Source organism: Rhizobium deserti (assembly GCF_004358025.1).
Taxonomy (GTDB): Bacteria; Pseudomonadota; Alphaproteobacteria; order Rhizobiales; family Rhizobiaceae; genus Neorhizobium; species Neorhizobium deserti.
Map to the genome: position 1 here is coordinate 438,849 of NZ_SMTL01000001.1, position 22,982 is coordinate 461,830.

Annotated in this window: 19 protein-coding genes; 10 read left to right on the forward strand and 9 right to left on the reverse strand. The window is 59.6% G+C overall.

Translation table 11 applies throughout. The features are described from left to right. Positions 1–28 precede the first annotated feature (28 nt). The gene (gene carA / locus E2F50_RS02165; RefSeq protein WP_133314418.1) at positions 29–1,234 is read left to right on the forward strand and encodes a glutamine-hydrolyzing carbamoyl-phosphate synthase small subunit; all 1,206 of its coding nucleotides are present in this window, start codon (positions 29–31) and stop codon (positions 1,232–1,234) included. A gap of 38 nt (positions 1,235–1,272) precedes the next feature. On the opposite strand, the gene E2F50_RS02170 is transcribed toward carA, so the two are convergent. The 3 genes from E2F50_RS02170 to E2F50_RS02180 form a co-directional block, all read right to left on the reverse strand. Next, complete coding sequence (locus E2F50_RS02170; RefSeq protein ID WP_133314419.1) at positions 1,273–2,667, reverse strand: MATE family efflux transporter; 1,395 nt, start codon at positions 2,665–2,667, stop codon at positions 1,273–1,275. A 236-nt stretch (positions 2,668–2,903) separates the two neighbouring features. Beyond that, positions 2,904–3,800, reverse strand: coding sequence for a KPN_02809 family neutral zinc metallopeptidase (ypfJ, locus tag E2F50_RS02175; RefSeq protein WP_133314420.1), 897 nt, complete (start codon positions 3,798–3,800; stop codon positions 2,904–2,906). A 97-nt stretch (positions 3,801–3,897) separates the two neighbouring features. After that, positions 3,898–5,103 (reverse strand): MFS transporter, encoded by a 1,206-nt coding sequence (locus tag E2F50_RS02180; protein WP_133314421.1) that lies wholly within the window; start codon positions 5,101–5,103, stop codon positions 3,898–3,900. Between the two features lie 308 nt (positions 5,104–5,411). Here E2F50_RS02180 and carB point away from each other — a divergent pair, with 308 nt between their 5' ends. From carB to E2F50_RS02195, 3 genes are all read left to right on the forward strand, one after another. Then, entirely contained in the window at positions 5,412–8,897 is a 3,486-nt protein-coding gene (carB, locus tag E2F50_RS02185) for a carbamoyl-phosphate synthase large subunit (protein WP_133314422.1), read from the forward strand. 115 nt (positions 8,898–9,012) lie between these two features. After that, entirely contained in the window at positions 9,013–9,672 is a 660-nt protein-coding gene (locus tag E2F50_RS02190; RefSeq protein WP_133314423.1) for a DUF6766 family protein, read from the forward strand. A gap of 74 nt (positions 9,673–9,746) precedes the next feature. Continuing rightward, on the forward strand, positions 9,747–10,997 hold the full coding sequence (locus tag E2F50_RS02195) for a T6SS phospholipase effector Tle1-like catalytic domain-containing protein (protein ID WP_133315194.1): 1,251 nt from the start codon (positions 9,747–9,749) through the stop codon (positions 10,995–10,997). On the opposite strand, the gene E2F50_RS02200 is transcribed toward E2F50_RS02195, so the two are convergent. Both E2F50_RS02200 and E2F50_RS02205 read right to left on the reverse strand, forming a co-directional pair. Continuing rightward, on the reverse strand, positions 10,978–12,432 hold the full coding sequence (locus E2F50_RS02200; RefSeq protein ID WP_133314424.1) for a UdgX family uracil-DNA binding protein: 1,455 nt from the start codon (positions 12,430–12,432) through the stop codon (positions 10,978–10,980). The two genes, E2F50_RS02195 and E2F50_RS02200, sit on opposite strands and share 20 nt — an antisense overlap. After that, complete coding sequence (locus E2F50_RS02205) at positions 12,429–13,661, reverse strand: putative DNA modification/repair radical SAM protein (RefSeq protein WP_133315195.1); 1,233 nt, start codon at positions 13,659–13,661, stop codon at positions 12,429–12,431. The genes E2F50_RS02200 and E2F50_RS02205 overlap by 4 nt, the downstream gene beginning before the upstream one ends. A gap of 240 nt (positions 13,662–13,901) precedes the next feature. Between E2F50_RS02205 and greA the strand changes: the two genes are divergently transcribed. Together greA and E2F50_RS02215 are read left to right on the forward strand one after the other, a co-directional pair. Next, entirely contained in the window at positions 13,902–14,378 is a 477-nt protein-coding gene (gene greA, locus E2F50_RS02210; protein WP_161973954.1) for a transcription elongation factor GreA, read from the forward strand. A 30-nt stretch (positions 14,379–14,408) separates the two neighbouring features. After that, positions 14,409–15,467, forward strand: coding sequence for a glycosyltransferase family 4 protein (locus E2F50_RS02215; RefSeq protein WP_133315197.1), 1,059 nt, complete (start codon positions 14,409–14,411; stop codon positions 15,465–15,467). On the opposite strand, the gene E2F50_RS02220 is transcribed toward E2F50_RS02215, so the two are convergent. Genes E2F50_RS02220 through E2F50_RS02235 form a run of 4 tightly spaced genes read right to left on the reverse strand, consistent with a single transcriptional unit; the run spans position 15,451 to position 18,796 of the window. Then, entirely contained in the window at positions 15,451–16,473 is a 1,023-nt protein-coding gene (locus E2F50_RS02220) for a glycosyltransferase (protein WP_133314425.1), read from the reverse strand. The two genes, E2F50_RS02215 and E2F50_RS02220, sit on opposite strands and share 17 nt — an antisense overlap. Continuing rightward, the gene (locus E2F50_RS02225) at positions 16,470–17,501 is read right to left on the reverse strand and encodes a glycosyltransferase (protein WP_133314426.1); all 1,032 of its coding nucleotides are present in this window, start codon (positions 17,499–17,501) and stop codon (positions 16,470–16,472) included. Before E2F50_RS02225 ends, E2F50_RS02220 begins: the two co-directional genes overlap by 4 nt. 12 nt (positions 17,502–17,513) lie before the next feature. Further along, complete coding sequence (locus tag E2F50_RS02230) at positions 17,514–18,323, reverse strand: glycosyltransferase family 2 protein (protein WP_133314427.1); 810 nt, start codon at positions 18,321–18,323, stop codon at positions 17,514–17,516. A 5-nt stretch (positions 18,324–18,328) separates the two neighbouring features. Next, the gene (locus E2F50_RS02235) at positions 18,329–18,796 is read right to left on the reverse strand and encodes an Lrp/AsnC family transcriptional regulator (protein WP_133314428.1); all 468 of its coding nucleotides are present in this window, start codon (positions 18,794–18,796) and stop codon (positions 18,329–18,331) included. A 229-nt stretch (positions 18,797–19,025) separates the two neighbouring features. On the opposite strand from E2F50_RS02235, the gene trxB reads away from it, so the two are divergent. The 4 genes from trxB to E2F50_RS02255 all read left to right on the forward strand — a co-directional run bounded on the left by trxB (position 19,026) and on the right by E2F50_RS02255 (position 22,916). Continuing rightward, positions 19,026–20,000 carry a thioredoxin-disulfide reductase gene (trxB, locus tag E2F50_RS02240; protein WP_133314429.1) on the forward strand — a complete coding sequence of 325 codons (975 nt, stop codon included), beginning with the start codon at positions 19,026–19,028 and terminating at the stop codon, positions 19,998–20,000. Between the two features lie 2 nt (positions 20,001–20,002). Beyond that, positions 20,003–20,905 carry a LysR family transcriptional regulator VtlR gene (locus E2F50_RS02245; RefSeq protein WP_133314430.1) on the forward strand — a complete coding sequence of 301 codons (903 nt, stop codon included), beginning with the start codon at positions 20,003–20,005 and terminating at the stop codon, positions 20,903–20,905. 551 nt (positions 20,906–21,456) lie between these two features. Then, the gene (locus E2F50_RS02250; protein ID WP_133314431.1) at positions 21,457–21,753 is read left to right on the forward strand and encodes an ArsR/SmtB family transcription factor; all 297 of its coding nucleotides are present in this window, start codon (positions 21,457–21,459) and stop codon (positions 21,751–21,753) included. A gap of 41 nt (positions 21,754–21,794) precedes the next feature. Next, positions 21,795–22,916, forward strand: coding sequence for an alkene reductase (locus tag E2F50_RS02255; protein ID WP_133314432.1), 1,122 nt, complete (start codon positions 21,795–21,797; stop codon positions 22,914–22,916). Positions 22,917–22,982 lie beyond the last annotated feature (66 nt).

Sequence of the window (22,982 nt, forward strand, 5' to 3'; positions counted from 1 at the left end):
ACGGGGCCAGTGAGGCAGAAGGATCAAGATGACCGTGACCGCCCCTTGGACTACCGCAAAGCCCACCGCAGTTCTCGTTCTTGCCGACGGCACTGTTATTGAAGGTACCGGCATCGGTGCGACAGGCAAGGTACCGGCGGAAGTCGTCTTCAATACTGCGCTGACGGGCTATCAGGAAATCCTCACAGACCCCTCCTATATCGGCCAGATCGTCACCTTCACCTTCCCGCATATTGGCAATATCGGCACCAATGACGAGGATGTGGAAGACCTGACGCCTGCCGCCAGACGCGGCGCAGTGGGCGTCATCTTCAAGGCTGACATCACCGCTCCTTCCAATTATCGCGCAGCCAAGGATCTCGACAGCTGGCTGAAAAGCCGTGGCGTAATCGGGCTGTCCGGCATCGATACACGCGCGCTGACGTCCTGGATCCGTCAGAACGGCGCGCCGAATGCAGTCATTGCCCATGATCCGAACGGCAATTTCGACATCGAGGCACTGAAGGCGGAAGCCCGGTCGTGGAGCGGATTGGAGGGACTGGACCTCGCCAAGGAAGCGACGTCCGGCCAGTCTTCCCAATGGAGCGAAAAGCCTTGGGTGTGGAATGAAGGGTTCGACGAGCTCAAGCCTGAAAACGCAAAATATCACATCGTCTGCGTCGACTACGGCGTCAAGCGCAATATCCTGCGCCTCTTCACCGGCCTCGACTGCAAGGTGACCGTCGTGCCGGCCCAAACCTCGGCTGAGGACATCATGGCGCTGAACCCAGACGGCATCTTCCTGTCCAACGGCCCAGGCGATCCGGCAGCGACCGGCAAATATGCTGTTCCTGTCATTCAGGAGGTCATCAAGACGGACGTTCCGACCTTCGGCATCTGCCTCGGTCATCAGATCCTCGGTCTTGCCTTGGGTGCGACCACTGCCAAGATGCACCAGGGGCACCATGGCGCAAATCATCCGGTCAAGGATCACACCACTGGCAAAGTGGAAATCGTCTCGATGAACCACGGCTTTGCGGTCGACTCAAACTCACTGCCGGAAAACGTTGAAGAGACTCATATATCCTTGTTCGACGGCACCAATTGCGGTCTCCGTGTATCGGGCAAGCCGGTGTTTTCGGTCCAGCATCACCCGGAAGCCTCGCCTGGTCCGCAGGACAGCCATTACCTCTTCCGTCGCTTCATCAATATGGTGCGCGAACGCAAGGGCGAGCCGGCGCTTGCTGAGCGTTGACCGAATTTGGAACGAAATAAAGTGGTGGCCCGCTGATCTTAGCGGGCCATTTGCTTTTGGCGACGGACAAGGAGCCAGAACCGGCCGCAAAGCAGCAGCGCCGCGGCGGCAAGGCCGATCACGAAGCCGAACCAGATCCCCTCGCCTCTGAAGCCGAGCGGAAAGGCGAAGAGCCAGGCGCAGGCAAAACCGATCGGCCAGTAGGCGACAAGCGCCAGCACCATTGGCACCCTGGTATCCTTCAGACCGCGAAGCAGCCCAGCCCCAACGGCCTGCAGACCGTCCACCAGCTGGAATATGCCGGCAATGACGATCAGCGGCGTAGCAAGACCCAGCACGGCCAGCGCATCCGGCTGGTCGAGATCCAGAAACAGCATCGCAAGCATGTCTGGGAAGGTGGCGAAGAAAATGCCGCCTGCGAAGGTGAAGCACATGCCAACGACCAGAACCGCCAGCCCCGCCAAACGGACGCCTTGCATGTCGCCGCGGCCATAGGCGAGCCCGACCCGCACGGTGGCAACTTGTGCCAGTCCGAGCGGGATCATGAAGGCGATCGAGGCGAACTGAAGGGCGATCCCATGGGCTGCCAGTTCGAACTTCCCGAGCGTACCCATCATCAACGAAGCAGCCGCAAACAGGCTGGTTTCGGCAAGTATGGTAAAGCTGATCGGCAGGCCCAGTCCGACGATCTCCCGCACCATGCTCCAGTCAGGACGCCAGAAGCGTACGAAAATCTCGTAGGCGCGCATGTTGGCCTGACTCTTGATATAAAGGATGGCGAAAACGAAGCCGAACAGGTTTGCGCAGACCGATGCGACCGCTGCTCCATGCAGACCGAGCTGCGGCGATCCAAAATGACCGAAGATGAGCAGGTAGGCGATCACTGCGTTGAGGATGAACATGGCGATCGTGACGTAGAGCACCACGCCGCCCTTCTCGAGCCCGGTGACGAAGCTTCTGAGCGCCATCAAACCCAGCGCCGGGAAGATCCCCCATTGCGCAATTCTCAGATAGCTCTGTGCCATCGCCGCCACGTCCGGCTCCTGGCCCAGCGACAAAAGGATCGGCTCCGAAAACCAAAGAAGCGGGGCGGTCAGCACGCTATAGGCAATGACAATCCAGAGACCCATGCGTACCGAACGCCGGACTGACACAGGATCATGACGGCCAAGCGCCTGGGCGACGACGGGAATGACCGCCGAGGTAAACCCGGTGCCGAAGATGAACACCAGGAAAAAGATCTGGCTGGCCAGTACAACCGATGCAAGCTCGGTCGTCCCCAACCATCCAACCAGGATCACATCTGTGGTGTTGATCGCCATCTGCGCCAATTGCGCCCCGACCAGCGGAATGCCGAGAATAAAGGTGGCGCGCAGATGCCCTGTCCAGGAATGGGAAGGCATCCCCTCGACCGTGTGGGATAGGCTCGGCATAGGCTCCTCCAAGACGAAAAACGCCGCTTCCAAAAATGGCGAGCGGCGGTTAGTGCAGCCTATAGAGGAGCATGGCGGATGCGGCAAGGTCGGGCGTCAATGCACCACGATTTTTGCGCCCGTGTTCAACAAATCTGATGACTGCCGGCAGGCGAAATCCCACCCGACTGGAGGCGAGACAGGTCTCACCCACCTCGCCTCAAGTCTTCTAAGCTGCGGCCTTCGCCTTGATGTGCCTACACATTTCCGGAGAAGGTATCGCAAGCCTTCATGTCGCCGCTCTCAAAACCACGGCGGAACCAGGTCATCCGCTGAGCCGAGGTTCCGTGGTTGAAGCTTTCCGGAACCACATAGCCCTGGCTGCGCTTTTGCAGCGTATCGTCGCCGATCTGCTGGGCCGCATTGAGCGCTTCTTCCAGATCGCCCTTGCTCAGTATGCCCTTCTGGTCGGTGTACTTGCCCCAGACGCCGGCAAAGCAATCGGCCTGCAGCTCGACCCGTACCGACATGCGGTTGGCATCGGCCTCGCTCATTCGCGCGCGGGCCTGGTTGAATTTTGGCAGGATGCCTGTGAGATTCTGGACATGATGCCCAACCTCGTGAGCGATCACATAGGCTTCGGCAAAATCACCCGAGGCCTCAAAACGGTTCTGCAGTTCCTGGAAAAAGTCCGTGTCCAGATAAAGCTTCTGGTCGTTCGGGCAGTAGAACGGGCCAGTGGCAGACGAGGCGAAACCGCAGGCCGAATTAACCTGTCCGGAGAACAAAACCAGCGTCGGATCCTGATATGTCTGGCCATTCGCTGCAAAGATGGTTTTCCAAGTATCCTCGGTTTCCGCCAGCACAGTACGCACGAAGGACGTCATCTCGTCATTTGCCGGTGCACGCGGCGTCGTCGGCTGCTCATATCCGCTGTCGCCCATGCCGATGTCGCCACCCGACAGCAGCGTCATTGGGTTGATGCCGGTAATCCAGCAGATGATCAGCACGACGACGATACCGCCTATCCCCAATCCGCCGCCGCGGCTCCCGCCGACGGGGATCCTGAAGCCACCCCGCCCCAAGCCGCTTCCCATGGAAGCGCCCCGTTGATCCTCGACATTGTCCGATTGCCGGCGGCCTCTCCATTCCATCTTTTATCTCCTATCCGTCTGATCGCGCTTGGCCGATATAACGCCGCGCGGAGCAAAGGCGATCCGTCGGCGATCAGATAAATAAGAATGCTGATCTTTAGGCGGCGCGTAATTGCGTTCTGCCCGGCAGGAACACCGTCAGGAGGCCGAGCATCGGCAGGAACGAGCAGATCGTATAAACGAAGCCGATTCCGTAGCGATCCGCGAACACGCCGAGCACGGCTGCAGCGATCCCGCCGATCCCGAACGCAATGCCGAAGAAGATCCCAGCAATCATGCCGACCCGGCCGGGAACCAGTTCCTGCGCCATCACGACGATGGCCGGGAAGGACGAAGCCATGATGAAACCGATGATCGCCGAGAGCCCGATCGTCACCGGCAAGTTGGCATAGGGCATGGCGAGCGTGAAGGGCAGCACGCCGAGGATCGAGAACCAGATGACGACCTTGGAACCGAACCGGTCGCCGATGGGGCCGCCGACCACCGTGCCGAGCGCCACGGCACCGAGAAAGATGAACAACATGATCTGCGACTGCTGCACGCCGACGGCAAAACGCTCTATCACGAAGAAAGTATAGTAGCTGCCGATCGACGCCATATAGGCGTTCTTGGAAAAAGTAAGCAGAGCAAGGATTGAAAGCGAAACCGCAACGGTCCGCTTCGACAGGTTATGGGCCTGCAGCACTTTCTTGCGGCCCTTGTTGGCCAGCATATGGGCCTGGTACCACCGCGCCACCCAGGCAAGAACGAGAATCCCGACTATGGCACCGATCGAGAACCACGCAACGCTGCCCTGCCCGTTCGGAACGATGATGAAGGCCGCCAGCAGCGGTCCGATCGACTGTCCGAAATTGCCGCCCACCTGGAATGTCGCCTGGGCGAAGCCGTAGCGTCCGCCCGAAGCCAGTCGCGCCACACGCGACGATTCGGGATGAAAGACTGCCGATCCGATGCCGATGAGGCAGGAGGCGACGACCAGCATCGAATAGCTATGGGCGCCGGCCAGCATGAACAGCCCGACCAATGTAGAACCCATGCCGACCGGCAAAGAATAGGGATAGGGCTTCTTGTCGGTGACGATGCCGATCACTGGTTGGAGGAGCGACGCCGTGCACTGGAAGGCAAGCGTCAGCATGCCGATCTGCCAGAAGTCGAGTGCATAGTCAGTCTTCAGCATCGGATAGATCGACGAGATCATAGATTGCATGATGTCGTTGATCATGTGGCAGAAGCTGACCGCCAGGATGATCGGAAGTACGGTCACCTCTGCAGAAGCGGTGGAATTGATCGTGGCATCACTCATGGGATCTTCTCCGCGCAAGCGGTCAATCACCCATGGCCCTTGCTCAAGTCGTTTGTGCGAGCTGTAATCAAGCCGATCGACGCTGTCTATGTCACGTCGCCGGCTTCCGGTACGGTTGACCGTTTTCGTGCCGTGCGGTCTTCGGGCGTCATGTCGATTTCCTGTTATTTCAGCAATTATGGGGTTCCGTTGGTGCCAAGATTTGCCTATAAGCCGCGTCTAGCCTGAAAAGAACAGACGCGCGTGACCCGACCCGGTGCTTTCCCACCGTGCCGGCTTTTCGCGCAGGAAAAGAAGCGGATAGAACCATGCCCAAGCGCCAAGACCTCAAATCGATCCTCATCATCGGCGCGGGTCCGATTGTCATTGGCCAGGCATGTGAATTCGATTATTCCGGAACCCAGGCCTGCAAGGCGCTGCGCGAGGAAGGCTACCGGGTCATCCTGGTCAATTCCAACCCGGCGACCATCATGACCGATCCGGGCCTTGCCGACGCGACTTATGTCGAGCCGATCACCCCGGAAGTGGTCGCCAAGATCATCGCCAAGGAACGCCCGGACGCGCTGCTGCCGACCATGGGTGGCCAGACGGCGCTCAACACGGCACTGTCGTTGAAGCGCATGGGCGTGCTCGACCGCTACAATGTCGAGATGATCGGCGCCAAGCCTGCCGCCATCGACATGGCCGAAGACCGCGCCCTGTTCCGCGAAGCCATGAAGCGCATCGGGCTCGAGACACCCAAGTCGATGCTGGCCAACGCCACCGACATCAAGGATGCCGATCGCAAGACCCATGAGGCTGAGCGGGTCAAGCTGCGCGACAGCCTTTCCGGCGATGATCTTGACAAGGCGCTGGATGCGCTCGAAAACCAGTGGAATCTCGGCGAAAGCGACCGCAAGCAGCGCTACATGAGCCATGCCATGGCGATTGCCGCCCAGGCGATCGATGTGGTCGGCCTTCCGGCCATCATCCGCCCCTCCTTCACGCTCGGCGGCACCGGCGGCGGCATCGCCTATAACCGCTCCGAATTCTTCGAGATCGTCGGCTCCGGCCTCGACGCGTCGCCCACCACCGAAGTGCTCATCGAGGAATCGGTGCTGGGCTGGAAGGAATACGAGATGGAAGTGGTCCGCGACACGGCGGACAATTGCATCATCATCTGCTCGATCGAGAATATCGATCCGATGGGCGTCCACACGGGCGACTCGATCACGGTAGCGCCGGCGCTGACGCTGACCGACAAGGAATACCAGATCATGCGCAACGCCTCGATCGCGGTGCTGCGCGAGATCGGCGTCGAAACCGGCGGCTCGAACGTTCAGTTTGCCGTCAATCCGAAGGACGGCCGCTTGGTCGTCATCGAGATGAACCCGCGCGTTTCCCGTTCCTCCGCTCTCGCCTCCAAGGCGACGGGCTTCCCGATTGCCAAGGTCGCGGCCAAGCTCGCGGTCGGCTACACGCTCGACGAGCTGGAAAACGACATCACCGGCGGCGCGACGCCGGCCTCTTTCGAACCGTCGATCGACTATGTCGTCACCAAGATCCCGCGCTTCGCCTTCGAGAAATTTCCGGGCGCCTCGCCGATCCTCACCACCGCGATGAAGTCGGTCGGCGAAGTCATGGCGATCGGCCGCACCTTTGCCGAATCGCTGCAGAAGGCACTGCGCGGCCTGGAAACCGGGCTGACCGGCCTCGACGAAATCGAAATCCCCGGCCTTGAGGATGGTGAAAACTCCAAGAACGCCATCCGTGCCGCGATCGGCACGCCGACCCCGGACCGCCTGCGCATGGTTGCCCAGGCTCTGCGTCTCGGTTTGACCGAAGGCGAAGTGCATGAAGCCTGCAAGATCGACCCGTGGTTCATCGCGCAGCTCAAGGATCTCATCGACATGGAGGCCCGCATCCGCGAGCACGGCCTGCCTGGTGATGCGGAAAACCTGCGCATGCTGAAGGCTATGGGCTTTTCCGATGCCCGGCTCGCAAGCCTCACCGGCCGGCGCCCGAAGGAAGTGGCCGAATTGCGCAACGCGCTGAACGTCCGCCCGGTGTTCAAGCGCATCGACACCTGCGCCGCCGAATTCGCCTCCCCGACCGCCTACATGTATTCGACCTACGAAACGCCTTTCGTCGGCGCACTGCGTTCGGAAGCCGAAGTCTCGACCGCCCGGAAGGTCGTCATCCTCGGCGGCGGTCCGAACCGCATCGGCCAGGGCATCGAGTTCGACTATTGCTGCTGCCACGCCGCCTTCGCGCTGAAGGATGCCGGCTTTGAAGCGATTATGATCAACTGCAACCCGGAAACTGTATCCACCGACTACGACACCTCCGACCGTCTCTATTTCGAGCCTCTGACGGCCGAAGACGTCATCGAGATCCTGCGGGCCGAGCAGGAAAAGGGCGAAGTCGTCGGCGTTATCGTCCAGTTCGGCGGCCAGACCCCGCTGAAGCTCGCCGAAGCGCTGGAAAAGAACGGCATTCCGATCCTCGGCACGGCGCCCGACATGATCGACCTCGCCGAAGACCGCGACCGCTTCCAGAAACTGCTGATGAAGCTCGATTTGAACCAGCCGAACAACGGCATCGCCTATTCGGTCGAACAGGCCCGCCTCGTCGCGTCCGAAATCGGCTTCCCGCTGGTCGTGCGCCCGTCCTACGTGCTCGGCGGCCGCGCCATGCAGATCATTCATTCGGAATCCATGCTGCAGAGCTATCTGCTCGATACGGTGCCGGGCCTTGTGCCGGAAGACATCAAGCAGCGTTATCCGAACGACAAGACCGGCCAGATCAATACCCTGCTCAGCAAGAACCCGCTTCTCTTCGACAGCTACCTGACCAATGCGATCGAAGTCGATGTCGACTGCCTCTGCGACGGCACCGACGTTTATGTGGCCGGCATCATGGAGCATATCGAGGAAGCCGGCATCCATTCGGGCGACAGTGCCTGCTCGCTGCCGCCGCGCACCTTATCCTCCGAAATGATCGACGAACTGGAGCGCCAGTCGAAGGCCATGGCCAAGGCTCTGCAGGTCGTTGGCCTGATGAACGTCCAGTTTGCCATCAAGGACGGCATCGTCTACGTACTGGAAGTCAATCCGCGTGCCTCGCGGACCGTGCCTTTCGTTGCCAAGACGATCGGCGCGCCGATTGCCAAGATCGCCGCCCGCGTCATGGCCGGCGAGAAGCTGGATGCGACCTTTGCCGCCTATGGCAAGAAGCCCGACCCCCGCAACCTGAAGCACATTGCCGTCAAGGAAGCCGTCTTCCCCTTCGCCAAGTTTCCGGGTGTCGACATCCTGCTTGGACCGGAAATGCGTTCTACCGGCGAAGTCATCGGCCTCGATACCGATTTCGCGCTGGCCTTTGCCAAATCGCAGCTCGGCGCCGGTGTCGAACTGCCGCGCAACGGAACCGTTTTCGTATCCGTGCGAGACGAGGACAAGACCCGCGTCCTGCCAGCCATCCGGATCCTGACGGAGAGCGGCTTCAAGGTTCTCGCCACCGGCGGCACGGCTCGCTTTCTGGCAGAACAGGGTATCGCTTCCACCAAGATCAACAAGGTGCTGGAAGGCCGTCCGCATATCGAGGATGCGATCCGCAATCGCCAGGTCCAGCTGGTCATCAACACGACCGACGGCAACAAGGCGATTTCCGACTCCAAGTCCCTGCGCCGCGCGACGCTGATGCAGAAAGTGCCCTATTACACCACCATGGCGGGCGCCGAAGCCGCTGCCCTGGCGATCAAGGCTCTGAAGGCCGGCAGTCTCGAAGTGCGCCCGCTGCAGAGCTATTTCTGACATCGGCCCGAGCTCAGTTCCGCCCGGTTGTCGGGCGGAACTGTCAAACTGTCAGCACGTTCTCCCTCCTCTTCGCATAAGCGCGGATCCGAGAAGGGAGCGAGGTGGTCAGTCGATGAGATTTCTGCGTAATCATGGGCTAAGCCTCGTTCTTGCATCAGCAACCCTGCTAACGATAGCAGGCATGATGCTCAGTGGCTGGCATGTGAGCAACGACGAGGCGCTACAGCATGGCGCCGCGGCACAGAGCTTTTGGGCCTATGCCACTTCTGCCGATTTCCTGTCCGCTCTTTTCGAGAATTGGGAAAGCGAATTCCTGCAGATGTCCATGTATGTCTGCCTCACCGCCTTCCTCTACCAGAAGGGCTCGGCGGAATCGAAGGATCCGGACCAGGAGCACAACGAGGTCGACCAGGATCCGGCCGATCATGCCTTGGATCCAGACGCGCCGGGACCGGTCCGCTGGGGGCCGGCTTGGCGCGGCGTCTATTCCTATTCATTGGGGCTCGTCCTGGCTCTTCTGTTCGTCGTCTCCTTCGTCCTGCATCTCGTCAACAGTGCGCAGCAGGCGAACGAGGAAGCATTGCGCCATCAGCAGCCTGTTGCAACGATCCTCGAGCATCTGGTTTCGGCGCAATTCTGGTTCGAGTCCTTCCAGAACTGGCAGTCCGAGTTCCTCTCCACCCTGGTCCTGGTGGTCCTTTCGATCTTCCTGCGGTTTCGCGGCTCCCCGGAATCAAAGCCGGTCGCGGCCAGCTATAGCAAGACCGGCTGATCCCGGCTGTCACGCGAACATGCCATTCTCGGCGCATCCGATCGATGATAGGTTGTTCGACGGTGGAGGACATGATGTCCAAGAATATCGTCCTACTGTTCGACGGCACCTCGAACGAAATATCGGCGGACCGCACCAACATCCTCAGGCTGTTCGGATGCCTCGAGCGTTCCAGCCGGCAGATCGTTTATTACGATCCGGGCGTCGGCACTTTCGGCGCGGAGGACGACTGGTCGGGCCTATCCCGCAATTTCTACGAGTTCATCGGTCTGGCGACCGGCTGGGGCCTCGACCATAATGTGAAGGAAGCCTATCGATTCCTCGTCGAGAACTATGACCGCGGCCCATCGGAAGGAGAGCGGCACCCGGATCGAGACCGCATCTACATTTTCGGCTTCAGCCGGGGCGCCTATTCGGCCCGCGTGCTGGCCGGCTTTATCCATGCCTTCGGGCTGATGAGCCGCAATCACCTGAACCTGCTCGACTATGCCTACCGGACCTACAAGGGGATCCCTGGTCAGGAACAAGGCGATCCCGGGCATGCGGCAGATGACTTTTCGAAGGCATCAGCCTTCGCGTCCATGCGTCTTTATGAGCGGATGCTCCGCAACGACCGGCCGCCGATCAAGCTGCTTGGATTGTTCGACACGGTCGCTTCGTTGCTCGAACATGGCAAGACGGGCCTGCAGTTCAAGACGCATCCCTTCACGCGGAGGAACCCCAGTGTCGAATGGGTGAGGCACGCGGTAGCGATCGATGAGCGCCGCACCATGTTCCAGCCGGAACTTTGGACGCCGGACCAGGATTATCGCGGCAGTCCTTTCAAGCCGGTCGCTGCGAAACAAAACTTCAAGGAAGTCTGGTTTGCCGGCGTCCATGGCGATATCGGCGGCGGTTATCCGGAAGCGGAGAGCGGCCAGATTAAGATCCCGCTCGACTGGATGATCCGCGAAACGTCCGAAACCCAGCTGATCTACAAACTGGCGACCATCAATGACGTCGTCCGTGGTCTGCCGGCCAGGTCGCGATATACAAGGCTCGATCCGGCTGCCCGGCTTCATGATTCGATGACGGCAGCCTGGAACGTCCTGGAATATCTTCCGCGCCGCATTCCCGAACACTCCTGGCGCAGGCAAGGCAAGCAGGGCGGTCAATATTTCCCGCTCCGCGACCATCGCCGCATTCCTCACGGCGCCATGCTCCACCCGTCGGTGCAGACTCGGATGGCTGCCAGTGGCTATTCTCCGCCGAACCTGCCTGCCAATCCTCACTTCGTTTCTGAACCGCCTGAATCAGCTTCTGCGCCTATGCCGCCAAGCGCTTGATCCGATTCATGTCTTCCCTGAACCGGACAAGCTCCTCCGCTTTCCGGCCCTCGTCCGGGATGCGGAGCAGGTAGGAGGGGTGGACAGTGACGAACAATGTTCTACCGTCCTCCATGGCGATCGGCTCGCCCCGGACATCCTCTAGCTTCTGCCTCATGTCGGTCAGCGCAAAGAGCGCGGTCGCACCCATGGCGACGACGAGTTTCGGCTTCACCAGTTCGAGCTCCTGGGTCAGCCACCAACGGCATTGCCGCACCTCACCCATATTCGGCTTCTGGTGGATGCGCCGCTTGCCGCGCGGCTCGTATTTGAAGTGCTTGACGGCATTGGTGATGTAGAGCGAATTTCGGTCGATCCCGACTTCGCCGATGACATCATTGAAAAGCTTGCCCGCAGGTCCGACAAACGGTCTGCCCGCCAAATCCTCCTGATCGCCCGGTTGCTCGCCCACAAACATCACCTTCGCATCCGGCGGGCCGTCGCCAAAGACAGTCTGCGTTGCCCGGCAATAGATGTCGCAGCGCGTGCAGCTGCGCGCCTCTTCCTTCAGCGCGGCGATTGTTCCCGCAGGCGCCTTGGGCGCCGCCGGCACTTTGGCAGCCGCCTCCTGAATGCGGTGATGAAACGGTAGGGGCTCGCTTGCCGCCCTTCGTGCCATGTCCATGACATTTGCCTCCGCATTGGCGATCAGGCTTGGAATAAGCTCCGCCTCGGGCAGGTTCTTCCAGTATTTCTTCGGCATCTCCTTGGTCATCATTTTCACCTTCAACCGTGCCGGGTTGAAGATGGAAGCGTAATAGGTTCGCCACAGCTCGTCCGTTTCGTCGCGCAAGTCGGGCTTTTCCGCAGGCTCGTCCGTCACGCGCAAAGTTTCGCCGTCCCAGGACGCAGACCCCTTCGGCGTTGCGATCAGCCAGTCCATATCGTTGAAGCGACGCTGGAAAAAGGGCGCCACGCGGGCGACGATAAAATGATCGGGCTCGAACCAGGCAAGAAAGCGCCGCCGGCCGGCCAAATCCGCCGGCATCGGCAATTCCTTGAAGCGAACGAAGGCGGTCATCTTGTGGTAGTCGCGGCCCACCGACTTGGCCATTCGTCGGGCCGCCACCACATCCGCATCAGAGGCCATCTGCAGCAGATGACGGTCATGCACCAGCCGGAACAGCATCCGGTAGAGCAGCGCAAACCGGGTCGGGTCGGAATGACAGAGCACCGCTTCTGCGAGCTTGACGAAAGCTGCCGGCACATTGGCCGGCGGATGATCCGGATAAGGTGGCGGACGATGGTTGTCATCGAAGCCGAACAAGCCATCGGCATCGTCCATCGTTCGCCATTCGACGAAATCCGGCACGATGCCGGCAAGCAGGAAGGCTCGCGCCGCCTCCCGCCACTCGGTCGGATCGCCTCTGCCCCTCAGCGAAAACCGATATCTCATAGCAGCGAAAGCTGTTCCGGCCTGGGCGCAAACATGGCACTCAGATCCGTGCGGTCCACCAGCCGGTGCGGCGTCCACCCTTCCGCAGTGATAAACGGCTGGATCTTCTTGAGCGACACGCCAAGCCGCTTAAGATCTTCCAGCCGAAGCCTCCGGAAGCGACGCGCCGACAGGATGCTCTTGACCGTCTTCGTTCCGAGCCCGGGCACCCTCAGCAGGATTTCCCGCTCCGCCTTGTTCACATCCACCGGAAATTGCTCTCGATGTCCCAAAGCCCACACAAGCTTCGGGTCGAGATCGAGGTCCAGCATGCCGTCTGATTGTGTCGAGGTAATTTCACCAATATCGAAACCGTAGAAACGATAAAGCCAGTCCGCCTGGTAAAGCCGGTGTTCACGCATCAGGGGCGGCTTGATCAGCGGCAGGTTCTTAGACGAATCCGGTATGGGGCTGAAGGCGGAGTAATAAACCCTCTTCAAACCATAGCTGCCATAAAGACGAGCGCTGGTGCCAAGGATGGTTGCGTCGCTCGCCCCGTCGGCACCGACGATCATCTGCGTGCTCTGGCCCGCGGGGGCGAACTTCTTGCGCCGCTTCGTCTGCAATGTCGGATCAGCCATCTCCTCCATCTTCAGCCGTAGTTCGCCCATGGATCGGCGAATATTGTCAGGCCGCTTTTCCGGAGCGAATTTGCCGATGCCCGCATCGGTCGGCAGCTCGATGTTGATTGAGAGGCGGTCCGCATAAAGGCCCGCTTCCTCGATCAGATGCGCCGATGCTTCGGGAATGGTTTTGAGGTGAATGTAGCCGCGGAAGTTATGCACCGTCCGCAAATCCCGGGCGATACGTACCATCTCCTCCATCGTATGATCGGACGATCGGATGATCCCGGAGGACAGGAACAGGCCCTCGATATAATTGCGGCGGTAGAATTCCAGCGTCAGCCAGACCACCTCTTCCGGGGTAAACCGCGCCCGTTCCACATTGCTCGAAGATCGATTGATGCAGTAGGCGCAATCGTAGATGCAGAAATTGGTGAGCAGGATCTTGAGAAGCGAGATGCAACGCCCGTCAGGCGCATAGGCATGACAGATCCCGGAGCCCTCGGTGGACCCAAGCCCACCCGAAACAGAGGAATCGCGTTTGACCGTACCGCTGGAGGCACAGGAAGCATCATATTTAGCGGCATCCGACAGGACCGCCAATCTTTCTTTCAGCGACTTCTTCATTAGCGCGTTCACTAAATGTTCTTGATGATGAAGTCAAGACATTGACAATCGAAACGGCTTGAACTCACATATTGCCGGAGGGGGCTCGCTGACTGAATTTGAAATTTCCTGGCGGAAGCTGTCGAAATTCTGTTATAGTGACCTAAATTCTGATGCTGCGATGGTTCCGAAGTTTTGCTCCGGAACCTGTTTCTTTTTGTGTCCGCGGCAACCGCGGGCATGAGTCTGAAGGACAATGAAATGGTTGATAAGGTACCGATGACGCCGAGCGGCTTCGCCAATCTGCAGGAAGAACTGCGCTGGCGTCAGCAGGAGGAGCGTCCCCGTATCATCGAAGCAATTGCCGAAGCCCGCGCCCATGGCGACCTGTCGGAAAATGCCGAATATCATGCGGCGAAGGAAGCCCAGAGCCACAATGAAGGCCGCATCACGGAGCTCGAAGATCTAACGGCACGGGCCGAGGTCATCGACCTCACCAAAATGTCCGGTTCGAAGATCAAGTTCGGCGCGACCGTCAAGCTCGTTGACGAGGATACCGAAGAAGAAAAGACCTATCAGATCGTTGGCGATCAGGAAGCGGACGTCAAATCCGGCCGCATTTCCATCTCCTCCCCGATCGCGCGCGCCATGATCGGCAAGGAAGCCGGCGAGTCCATCGAGGTCGTTGCACCGGGTGGCTCCAAGGCGTACGAGATCCTGGCCGTCTCCTGGGGCTGATCTCCAGTGCAGGAAGCCGGCCCGCCGGCCATTGTCGATATCCGTGACGTCGAGGTCATCGTGCCGAATTTCAAGCGGCGGCTGTCCGGCGTCACGTCGACGATCATCCAACTCGTGCCGGTTCAACGGGCGCTGGGGCAAAAGGTGGCAACACTCGGCCCTGGCCTTCCTGCCGAGCTGCCGCATCTGCGATATTCGGACCTGATCCGGCTCTGGCGCCCTCCGTCCGGCAAGCGCCTGCGCCTGTGGCATGCGCGCCGCAATATCGAGATGCTGCCGGCCATCATCATGCGAGACATCCTGCGCATGCCGCTGAAGATCGTCTTCACTTCCGCCTCCCAGCGCCGTCATACCGGCTGGACGAGATGGCTGATCTCGAAAATGGACGGCGTGATCGCCACGAGCGGCAAGACCGCCGACTACCTTGTCGTTCCCAGCACATTGATCCTGCATGGAATCGACACTGAGCGGTTTTCTCCCCCTGCCGAGAAAGCGGAGGCAAAGCGGGCACGCGGGCTCGATCCGCAAAGGAAAGTGGTCGGCTGTTTCGGTCGGGTACGACACCAGAAGGGCACGGACCTTTTCGTGGATACGATGATCCGTGTTCTGCCGGACCGCCCGGACTGGATCGGTGTCATTGCCGGCCGTGCAACCGGTCCACATGTGGAGTTCGAGAACAGCCTGAAGGCGAAGGTCAAAGCGGCGGGATTGGCCGACCGCATCCTGTTTGTCGGCGAACATACGGACATCAACGAGTGGTACCGGGCGCTCGACCTTTTCATTGCGCCACAGCGATGGGAAGGTTTTGGACTGACGCCGCTGGAAGCCATGGCGACCGGCGTCCCGGTAATCGCAACCGATGTCGGTGCCTTTCCGGAGCTGATTGTTACCGACGAAGCGGAAACGGGCGTGATCATCCCACGTGATAATCTTGAGGCCATGGCGGATGCTGCTTCAGCATTCATGGAGGATCAAAACCGTCGCGAGGCAGCTTCCAGCCGCGCACGCGCCCATGCGGCCGCTCATTTCAGCATAGAAGGCGAGGCTCGGGCACTCGGTAATTTTTACCGGCTCACGGTTTCTGCCTGAAAAGCTCCAGATAAGCGTCACAAACGGCAGCCTCGGAAAACTGCCGCATCAGCGTTTTGTATCCGCCTGCGATAACCGCCTGCCTCAGGGCATTGTCGGCGAGGAGGGTGGCGATGGCGCCCGCAAATCCATCGGCATCTCCAATCTTGGCCATCAGGCCGTTTTCGCCGTCCCGCATGAACCAACTGGGGCCTTCGGAGCGTGAGGAAACGACCGGACGCTTCTGTGCCCAGGCTTCAAGAATGACATTGCCGAGCGGCTCGTGGTTTGACGGCATAACAAAGATATCCGCTGCAGCGACATAAGGGCGAGCATCGTTCTGCCAGCCCAGAAAACGCACCCGGTGCTCCATTTTGAGTTCCCGCGTCAGCGCTTCCAGCGCCTCGCGCTCTTCCCCCTCGCCAGCAAGCCAAAGCCAGACATCCCGCAACTTTGCCACCGCCTCGATCAGCGTGCGGAAGCCCTTGCGCTCGACGAAGCGGCCCATGGACATGATCACAGGCACGTCTTCGGGCGTATCGACGGCCGCCCGATCAATTGGCGCGACTTGCTGGGTATCGGTGAAATTGGAAATGACTTGCACCCGCCGTGTCCATCCAAGCGCCCGCACCTGATCCGCTATGCCGGGCGTGTTGGCAACGATGACATCCGTGTTGCGGAAGTAATCGAGCCGCAACGGATAGTCTCCAAGACGCGATATCTTTATGCAGCCGGGATAGGCGGGCATCAGCTCGCTAGCCCTCGGCGCCCAGGCCATCAGCGCGTCCGGTTTTTCACGTCGTGCTAGGCGCATCACCTTGCGCGGCAGCAGAATCCGGTCGAGCGAAAGATTGCGGAAATGACTTTCGATGATCCGGGTCGACGCTTCGATATCCCTGCGCCAAGTTCTGACCGGGCGAATGACGCTGGTCTGCTCGACATGACGACGGGCGAGCGCGTTGACGAAATGGGTAAAGAAACGCTCCGCTCCGCCATCCTTGCCGAAATGGAAATGCATCACCTTCATGGAGCGCTCGACCCGGTGCCGAACAGTCGCAGATAGGCTCCGGCGATCGCTTCCTCGGAAAAGCGATGTTCCAACGTATGTCGCCCGCCGTCAACGAGCCTCTGCCTGAGGCCGGCATCATCCCGCAACCGACCGAGTGCCGCCGCGAGCTGATCGACATTACCGCAGTCGACCATCAGCGCATCCTGGCCATCGGTCATCACCCAGGAAGGTCCCTCGGCGCGGGACGAGACCGTCGGCTTGCCGGCCCCCCAGCCTTCAAAACAGACATTCCCTAGCGGCTCATGCAGCGAGGTCACGGCAAAAGCATCGGCCGCGGCCAGATAGGCGTAGGCATCCGTTTGCCATCCCGGAAAGCGGATGCGGCTTTCCAATCCGAGCTCCTTGGAGAGAGCCTCCAGGTTTTCCCGTTCGGGTCCATCACCGAGCAGCCAAAGATAAGCGTTGTCGAGCTTGGAGACCGCGCGGATCAGCGTGTCAAAACCCTTGCGCTTCACGAAGCGGCCCATGCCCAGCACCACGAACGCATCGGCCGGGGTCTGCAAGTCATCCCTTGCGATCGGCGCAGATGGCACGGCTCGGGTGAAGTTCGGGATCACCTCCACGCCGCGCTGCCAGCCCAGCGCCCGCACCTTTTCAGCAATATCCGGCGTGATGCAGACAAGGGTTTCGGAATGGCGGTAATAGCCGAGATGTTCGGGGTAATCACCGAGACGGGAGATACGTCGTGCTTTGCCGTAATCGGGCATGAACCGGCTCGCCCGCAATTGCCAGGACATGATGACGTCCGGCCGGAACTCCTTGAGTATCCGGTTCATGCGGGCCGAAAGGATGAAGCGCGACAGGGAAATGCGCCTGAACACACCTTTATAGACGACACCGCATCTTTCGGCGTCCTTTTGCCAGCTGCGGTCCGGGCGGATCAGCATGCGCTGCTCGACGCCGCGGTCGTGCAGCGCATTGACGAGGTTGACAAAGAAGCGCTCCGCGCCGCCTTCCTTGCCGAAATGGATATGCATGACCTTCATGGCGATCTGCTTTCAGTGAGCACCCGCGTCATCGCGGTTTGGCCGTGTTTTGAGAACCGTCCGCTGGTAGAGCTTGGCCTGAGTGAGGAAGGCGTAGACGGCGCCAGTCATGGCCTCGACATAGCCGGATCTGCCGCAACGCCACAAACCATTCCTGAAATAGAGGCGCAGGAAGTAAGCCAGCGGGGAGAAGACGAGCTTGAGCAGCCGTGGTTTCTTAGCTGCCTTGAACTGCTGGTCCGCCTTCAGGGTTGAGTACTTGTTTTCCTTGAGGATCTGCTCGTCGATGATCAGCGGGCGGTAATGCAGCAGGCTGCCGCTTGCCGCCTTTCCAACCTGACCCTCGGCAACGATGCCCTCATGAACCGCCTGGCTCAGATCATAGGCGCCCCTGCCCTTGCGGATGAGCCGCAAATTCTTGCGCTCCTTCACATGCGCGGGAGTATAGCCGTAGCCTATCAGGTAAGGCCGGCGGGCGACGCGCCAGCCGCTCAACTCCGAAGGCGCCCGGATCAACTCCGGCAGCAGCTTGCGCAAGGCGGCATCGAGGCGTTCGTCCGAATCGATGTTGAAGCACCAGGGCTGCTGGCACTGTTGAAGTGCGAATTGTTTCTGGGCAGCATAGCCACGCCAGGTCTCCTCAAAGAGGCGAATGGGCCATCCTTTGTCGATATAGGAGCGAATGAAATCGATTGTTCCATCGGTCGAGCCGGAATCGACAATGACGATCTCGGAGAAGTCGGCAAGGCTCTCGAGACAGTTGCCGAGATAGGCTTCCTCGTTCTGGCAGATAATGAAAGCCGAGATCGGAAGCTTCGACATTTGCCCTAGACTTCCACCAATCCAAGCTGCTTGACCTGCCGGATGGTCAGCATGGTCCTGACCGTATCCACATGTTCATCGGCGGTCAGCACTTCGATCACGAAATCCTGGAAGGCTGTGAGGTTTTCCGCCACGCAGCGGAGCAGGAAGTCGCTGTCTCCATTGACCATCCATGCTTCTCGCACCAGAGGCCATTGCTGAACCTTGGCTGCGAACGCCTTCAGATCCGAATCCGATTGCCGCTTGAGACCGACCATGCAGAAGGCGACGAGGTCAAAGCCGAGCCTCGGACCGTTGAGGAGAGCGTGATAACCCTCGATGACACCCGCTTCCTCCAACTTGCGCACCCGGCGCAGGCATGGCGGTGCCGAAATGCCGACTCGCTCGGCGAGCTCGACATTGGTGATACGGCCGTCGCGTTGCAGTTCCCGCAGGATCTTGATGTCAATGGCGTCCAGTTCGGCGCGGAGCACGGCTTTCCCCTGTAGTTGGCAAGGCTTTTAGCGGAAACAGCATTTAACGCAAGGATGAAGCAACTGCAGCCGGACGCGTGCCAACTGTCCTGTTGTTAACGCAGAGCTGCCCTTGCAATGCTGCATGGATCACTCTTAGATGTCATGTCAAAAGCGGCAGATCGATATTCGACTTCCTATATGGAAGGCGCCACGCGCCATTGGTCGGTCTTTGAAAGGAATTGCCATCATGTCCCCCCGCCATACAGAAGTCCTCATCATCGGTTCCGGCCCTGCCGGCTACACCGCCGCCATTTATGCGGCGCGTGCGATGATGCGGCCTGTTCTCATTGCCGGAATGGAACAGGGTGGCCAGTTGATGATCACCACCGACGTGGAAAACTATCCGGGCTTCGGAGACCCTATCCAGGGCCCATGGCTGATGGAGCAGATGCTCAAGCAGGCGACCCACGTAGGTACTGAGATCGTCAACGATCTGGTCACCGAGGTGGAACTCTCGCGCCGCCCGTTCACGATACGCACCGATTCCGGCGCCGTCTGGACCGCCGATACGATCATTATCTCGACGGGTGCCAAAGCGAAATGGCTGGGGCTTGAAAGCGAGCAGCATTTCCAGGGTTTCGGCGTTTCCGCTTGCGCCACTTGCGACGGCTTCTTCTATCGCAACAAGGACGTGATCGTCGTTGGTGGCGGCAATTCCGCCGTGGAGGAGGCTCTTTATCTTTCCAATATCGCCCGGTCGGTGACGGTCGTCCATCGCCGCGATAGCTTCCGGTCCGAAAAGATCCTCCGCGAACGCCTGTTCCAGCGCCCCAACGTCAAGGTTCTGTGGAATACGGAGGTGGCTGAAATCACCGGCAAACCTTCCAAGCCGCCCATGCCGCCTTCAGTGGAAGGGGTGAAGCTGCGCAATACATTGACCGGAACGGTGACTGAGCAGGCGATCGACGGCGTCTTCGTCGCCATCGGGCACGCACCGGCCACCGAGCTTTTCAAGGACAAGCTGAAGATGAAGCCGGGCGGCTATCTCTGGACTGCGCCCGATTCAACAGCCACCGACATTCCTGGCGTGTTTGCCGCCGGCGACGTTACGGACGACACTTTTCGTCAGGCAATTACCGCAGCCGGCATGGGCTGCATGGCAGCGCTTGAGGCTGAACGATACCTGGCCGGCATCCTGCCGGTCGCCGTAGCGGCGGAGTAGGCATGGTCGTACCTCTCGATTGGGACAAACTGCGCATTTTCCATGCAGCGGCCGAAGCGGGTTCCTTTACCCATGCGGCGGACAAGCTGCATCTGTCCCAGTCGGCGATCAGCCGCCAGGTCAGCGCGCTCGAACAGGATGTTGGGGTAAAGCTCTTCCATCGCCATGCGCGCGGCCTGATCCTCACCGAGCAGGGCGAGCTTCTTTACCGAACTGCCCATGATGTTCTGCTGAAGCTCGAATCTGTGAAGGTTCAGCTGACGGAAACGACGGAGAAGCCGTCGGGCAAGCTGCGAGTGACGACCACGGTTGGTCTTGGCCAGGGCTGGCTGACCGACAAGGTGCAGGAATTCCTGCAGCTTTACCCGGAAATGTCGATCCAGCTCATCCTCGACAACGAGGAAGTGGACGTGAATATGCGTCATGCGGATTGTGCCATCCGCCTGCGCCAGCCGCAGCAGTCGGACCTCATCCAGCGAAAGCTGTTCACCGTCCACATGCACGTCTATGCCGCGCCCTCCTATATCAACCGCTTCGGAGAGCCGCAGACGATCGACGATCTCGATAGCCACAGGATCATCACATTCGGGGAACCGGCTCCGAACTATCTCCTCGACGTCAACTGGCTGGAAAATGCCGGGCGGTCCTCGGACAATACGCGGGTTCCTCACCTACAGATCAACAGCCAGACTTCGATCAAGCGGGCCTGCCTGCTTGGCATCGGCATCGCTGTTTTGCCCGATTATATCGTTGGCCGCGATCCTGGCCTCATCCAACTGGCAATCAACGCCGATATCCCCTCCTTCGACACTTACTTCTGTTATCCGGATGAAATGAAGAATGCCGCTAAGCTAAAAGTTTTCCGTGACTTCATTGTCGCGAAGGCTCGCAACTGGAACTTCTAGAAGCCGATTCCGAATCAGGTTTAAATTCCCCTCGCGACTTCAGTAAGTTGTGGAAATTGGTGGATGCGAAGCTTTTATGGCAGCAGCGATGCGCGTCAAGCATAGCAGTGCTGCACAAAAGAGCATTGTTCCATGCCCAAAAAACCATCATATCGCCCACAGCTGATGCACATGGTGGCTTTTTCCTCCCAGTTCCACCGCAGCAGCTGTTCCCCTCTGGAGGTTATTTGACCTTCACACTTAAAAGGGCCCTGGAGAAATCCGGTGGCCCTCTTTTTTTGCCCAGAACTTGGCGGCGCCGTCGAGTTTGATGTTCCCGCCCCTTGTCGGCCGCAGCCAATGTTCCCATATAGAATCCAGCCGGCACTTGATGACGTCCCCGTTGTCCGCCGGCTGTTCCCCTCTGGAGGTTTTTGACCTTCACACTTCGTGGGCCCTGGAGTGATCCGGCGGCCCATTTTTTTGGTGAGCATACGATTTGGGATCGCCCACTTTAAATCGCGAATTTCCGATCTACATATCGAATAATGCCGATATTAGATCCACCCATTATGGACAGAACGGAAATTCTGAAGGCACTCGCTCACCCTCTTCGGGTTGAATTCCTGGAATGGATGAAAGAGCCGGAACGCCATTTTTGCAATCAGGCGCACCCGCTCGAAATGGGAATTTGCGCCAACCAGTTCGAAAAGCGCTGCGGCCTCTCTCAGTCCACGGTCTCTGCGCATCTTTCGACGCTCGAAAAGGCGGGCCTGCTCACCACGAGCCGGGTCGGACAATGGGCTTTCTATCGCCGCGATGAAGAAAACATTGCCGCCTTCCTTAAAGAGCTTGGATCAACTCTCTGACCGAGCTTCAACCTCCCGAAACTGCAGCAAAGGAATTTCCGATGGCCAATATTTTTGACCCATCCAAGTTTGGCGATATCGAAGTTGCCAACCGCATCATCATGGCGCCGCTGACGCGCAATCGCTCGCCCAAGGCGATTCCCAACGACCTCAACGCCACCTATTACGAACAGCGGGCAACCGCCGGCCTCATCATCACCGAAGGCACGCCTATCACCCAGCAGGGCCAAGGCTATGCCGACGTGCCGGGCCTCTACCTGCCCGCCGCGATCGAAGGCTGGAAGAAAGTCACTGATGCCGTGCACAAGAAGGGCGGCAAGATCGTCACCCAGGTCTGGCATGTCGGCCGCGTCTCACATGTCTCGCTGCAGCCGGACGGCGCCGCACCCGTCGCACCTTCCGCGATCCCTGCCGGCGGCAAGACGTACATCATTGATGAAAACGGCAACGGTGCCTTTGCCGAAACCTCTGCACCGCGTGCGCTCGAGCTTTCCGAGATTGCCGGCATCGTCGATGATTTCGCCAAGGGCGCCCGCGCCGCCATCGACGCAGGCTTTGATGGTATCGAGCTACACGGGGCAAATGGTTATCTGATCGACCAGTTCCTGAAGTCCGGCGCCAACCAGCGCACCGACGAATATGGCGGCTCGATCGAAAACCGTGCTCGCTTCCTGCTCGAAGTGGTCGATGCGGTGTCCAGGGAGATCGGTGCCGGTCGCGTCGGCCTGCGCTTGTCGCCGGTAACACCGGCCAACAACATCACCGAAGTCCAGCCGCAGGCCCTCTTCAATTATGTGGCGGAAAAGCTCGGCTCGCGTGGCCTCGCTTTCATCCACGTGGTCGAAGGCGCCACGGGCGGCGACCGTGCCTATAAGCAAGGCGACACGCCGTTCAACTACCAGGAAATGAAGGATGCCTATCGCAAGGCCGGCGGCACGGGCGGTTGGATCGTTAACAATGGCTATGACCGCGACAGCGCAACCGAAGCCGTGGGAAGCGGCTATGCAGACGGCGTCGCGTTCGGAAAGCTGTTCATCGCCAATCCGGACCTTGTCGAGCGCTTCCGGGACAATGCTCCGCTCAACAAGCCGGACAGCAACACCTTCTACGGCGGCGGCGCCAAGGGCTATACGGATTATCCGGCACTTGAATCCGTTGCTTAAGTCCTGACCGATACCGTGTCCGGCATCGCCGGGCACGGCACAATGGTCTCAAAGCTTGAAGATCGT

What these genes read in the sequence shown, in the direction of transcription:
- carA (WP_133314418.1), top strand. Translation starts at nt 29, where the DNA reads ATGACCGTGACCGCCCCTTGGACTACCGCAAAGCCCACCGCAGTTCTC.
- E2F50_RS02170 (WP_133314419.1), bottom strand. Translation starts at nt 2,667, where the DNA reads ATGCCGAGCCTATCCCACACGGTCGAGGGGATGCCTTCCCATTCCTGG.
- ypfJ (WP_133314420.1), bottom strand. Translation starts at nt 3,800, where the DNA reads ATGGAATGGAGAGGCCGCCGGCAATCGGACAATGTCGAGGATCAACGG.
- E2F50_RS02180 (WP_133314421.1), bottom strand. Translation starts at nt 5,103, where the DNA reads ATGAGTGATGCCACGATCAATTCCACCGCTTCTGCAGAGGTGACCGTA.
- carB (WP_133314422.1), top strand. Translation starts at nt 5,412, where the DNA reads ATGCCCAAGCGCCAAGACCTCAAATCGATCCTCATCATCGGCGCGGGT.
- E2F50_RS02190 (WP_133314423.1), top strand. Translation starts at nt 9,013, where the DNA reads ATGAGATTTCTGCGTAATCATGGGCTAAGCCTCGTTCTTGCATCAGCA.
- E2F50_RS02195 (WP_133315194.1), top strand. Translation starts at nt 9,747, where the DNA reads ATGTCCAAGAATATCGTCCTACTGTTCGACGGCACCTCGAACGAAATA.
- E2F50_RS02200 (WP_133314424.1), bottom strand. Translation starts at nt 12,432, where the DNA reads ATGAGATATCGGTTTTCGCTGAGGGGCAGAGGCGATCCGACCGAGTGG.
- E2F50_RS02205 (WP_133315195.1), bottom strand. Translation starts at nt 13,661, where the DNA reads ATGAAGAAGTCGCTGAAAGAAAGATTGGCGGTCCTGTCGGATGCCGCT.
- greA (WP_161973954.1), top strand. Translation starts at nt 13,902, where the DNA reads ATGGTTGATAAGGTACCGATGACGCCGAGCGGCTTCGCCAATCTGCAG.
- E2F50_RS02220 (WP_133314425.1), bottom strand. Translation starts at nt 16,473, where the DNA reads ATGAAGGTGATGCATTTCCATTTCGGCAAGGATGGCGGAGCGGAGCGT.
- E2F50_RS02225 (WP_133314426.1), bottom strand. Translation starts at nt 17,501, where the DNA reads ATGAAGGTCATGCATATCCATTTCGGCAAGGAAGGCGGCGCGGAGCGC.
- E2F50_RS02230 (WP_133314427.1), bottom strand. Translation starts at nt 18,323, where the DNA reads ATGTCGAAGCTTCCGATCTCGGCTTTCATTATCTGCCAGAACGAGGAA.
- trxB (WP_133314429.1), top strand. Translation starts at nt 19,026, where the DNA reads ATGTCCCCCCGCCATACAGAAGTCCTCATCATCGGTTCCGGCCCTGCC.
- E2F50_RS02245 (WP_133314430.1), top strand. Translation starts at nt 20,003, where the DNA reads ATGGTCGTACCTCTCGATTGGGACAAACTGCGCATTTTCCATGCAGCG.
- E2F50_RS02250 (WP_133314431.1), top strand. Translation starts at nt 21,457, where the DNA reads ATGGACAGAACGGAAATTCTGAAGGCACTCGCTCACCCTCTTCGGGTT.
- E2F50_RS02255 (WP_133314432.1), top strand. Translation starts at nt 21,795, where the DNA reads ATGGCCAATATTTTTGACCCATCCAAGTTTGGCGATATCGAAGTTGCC.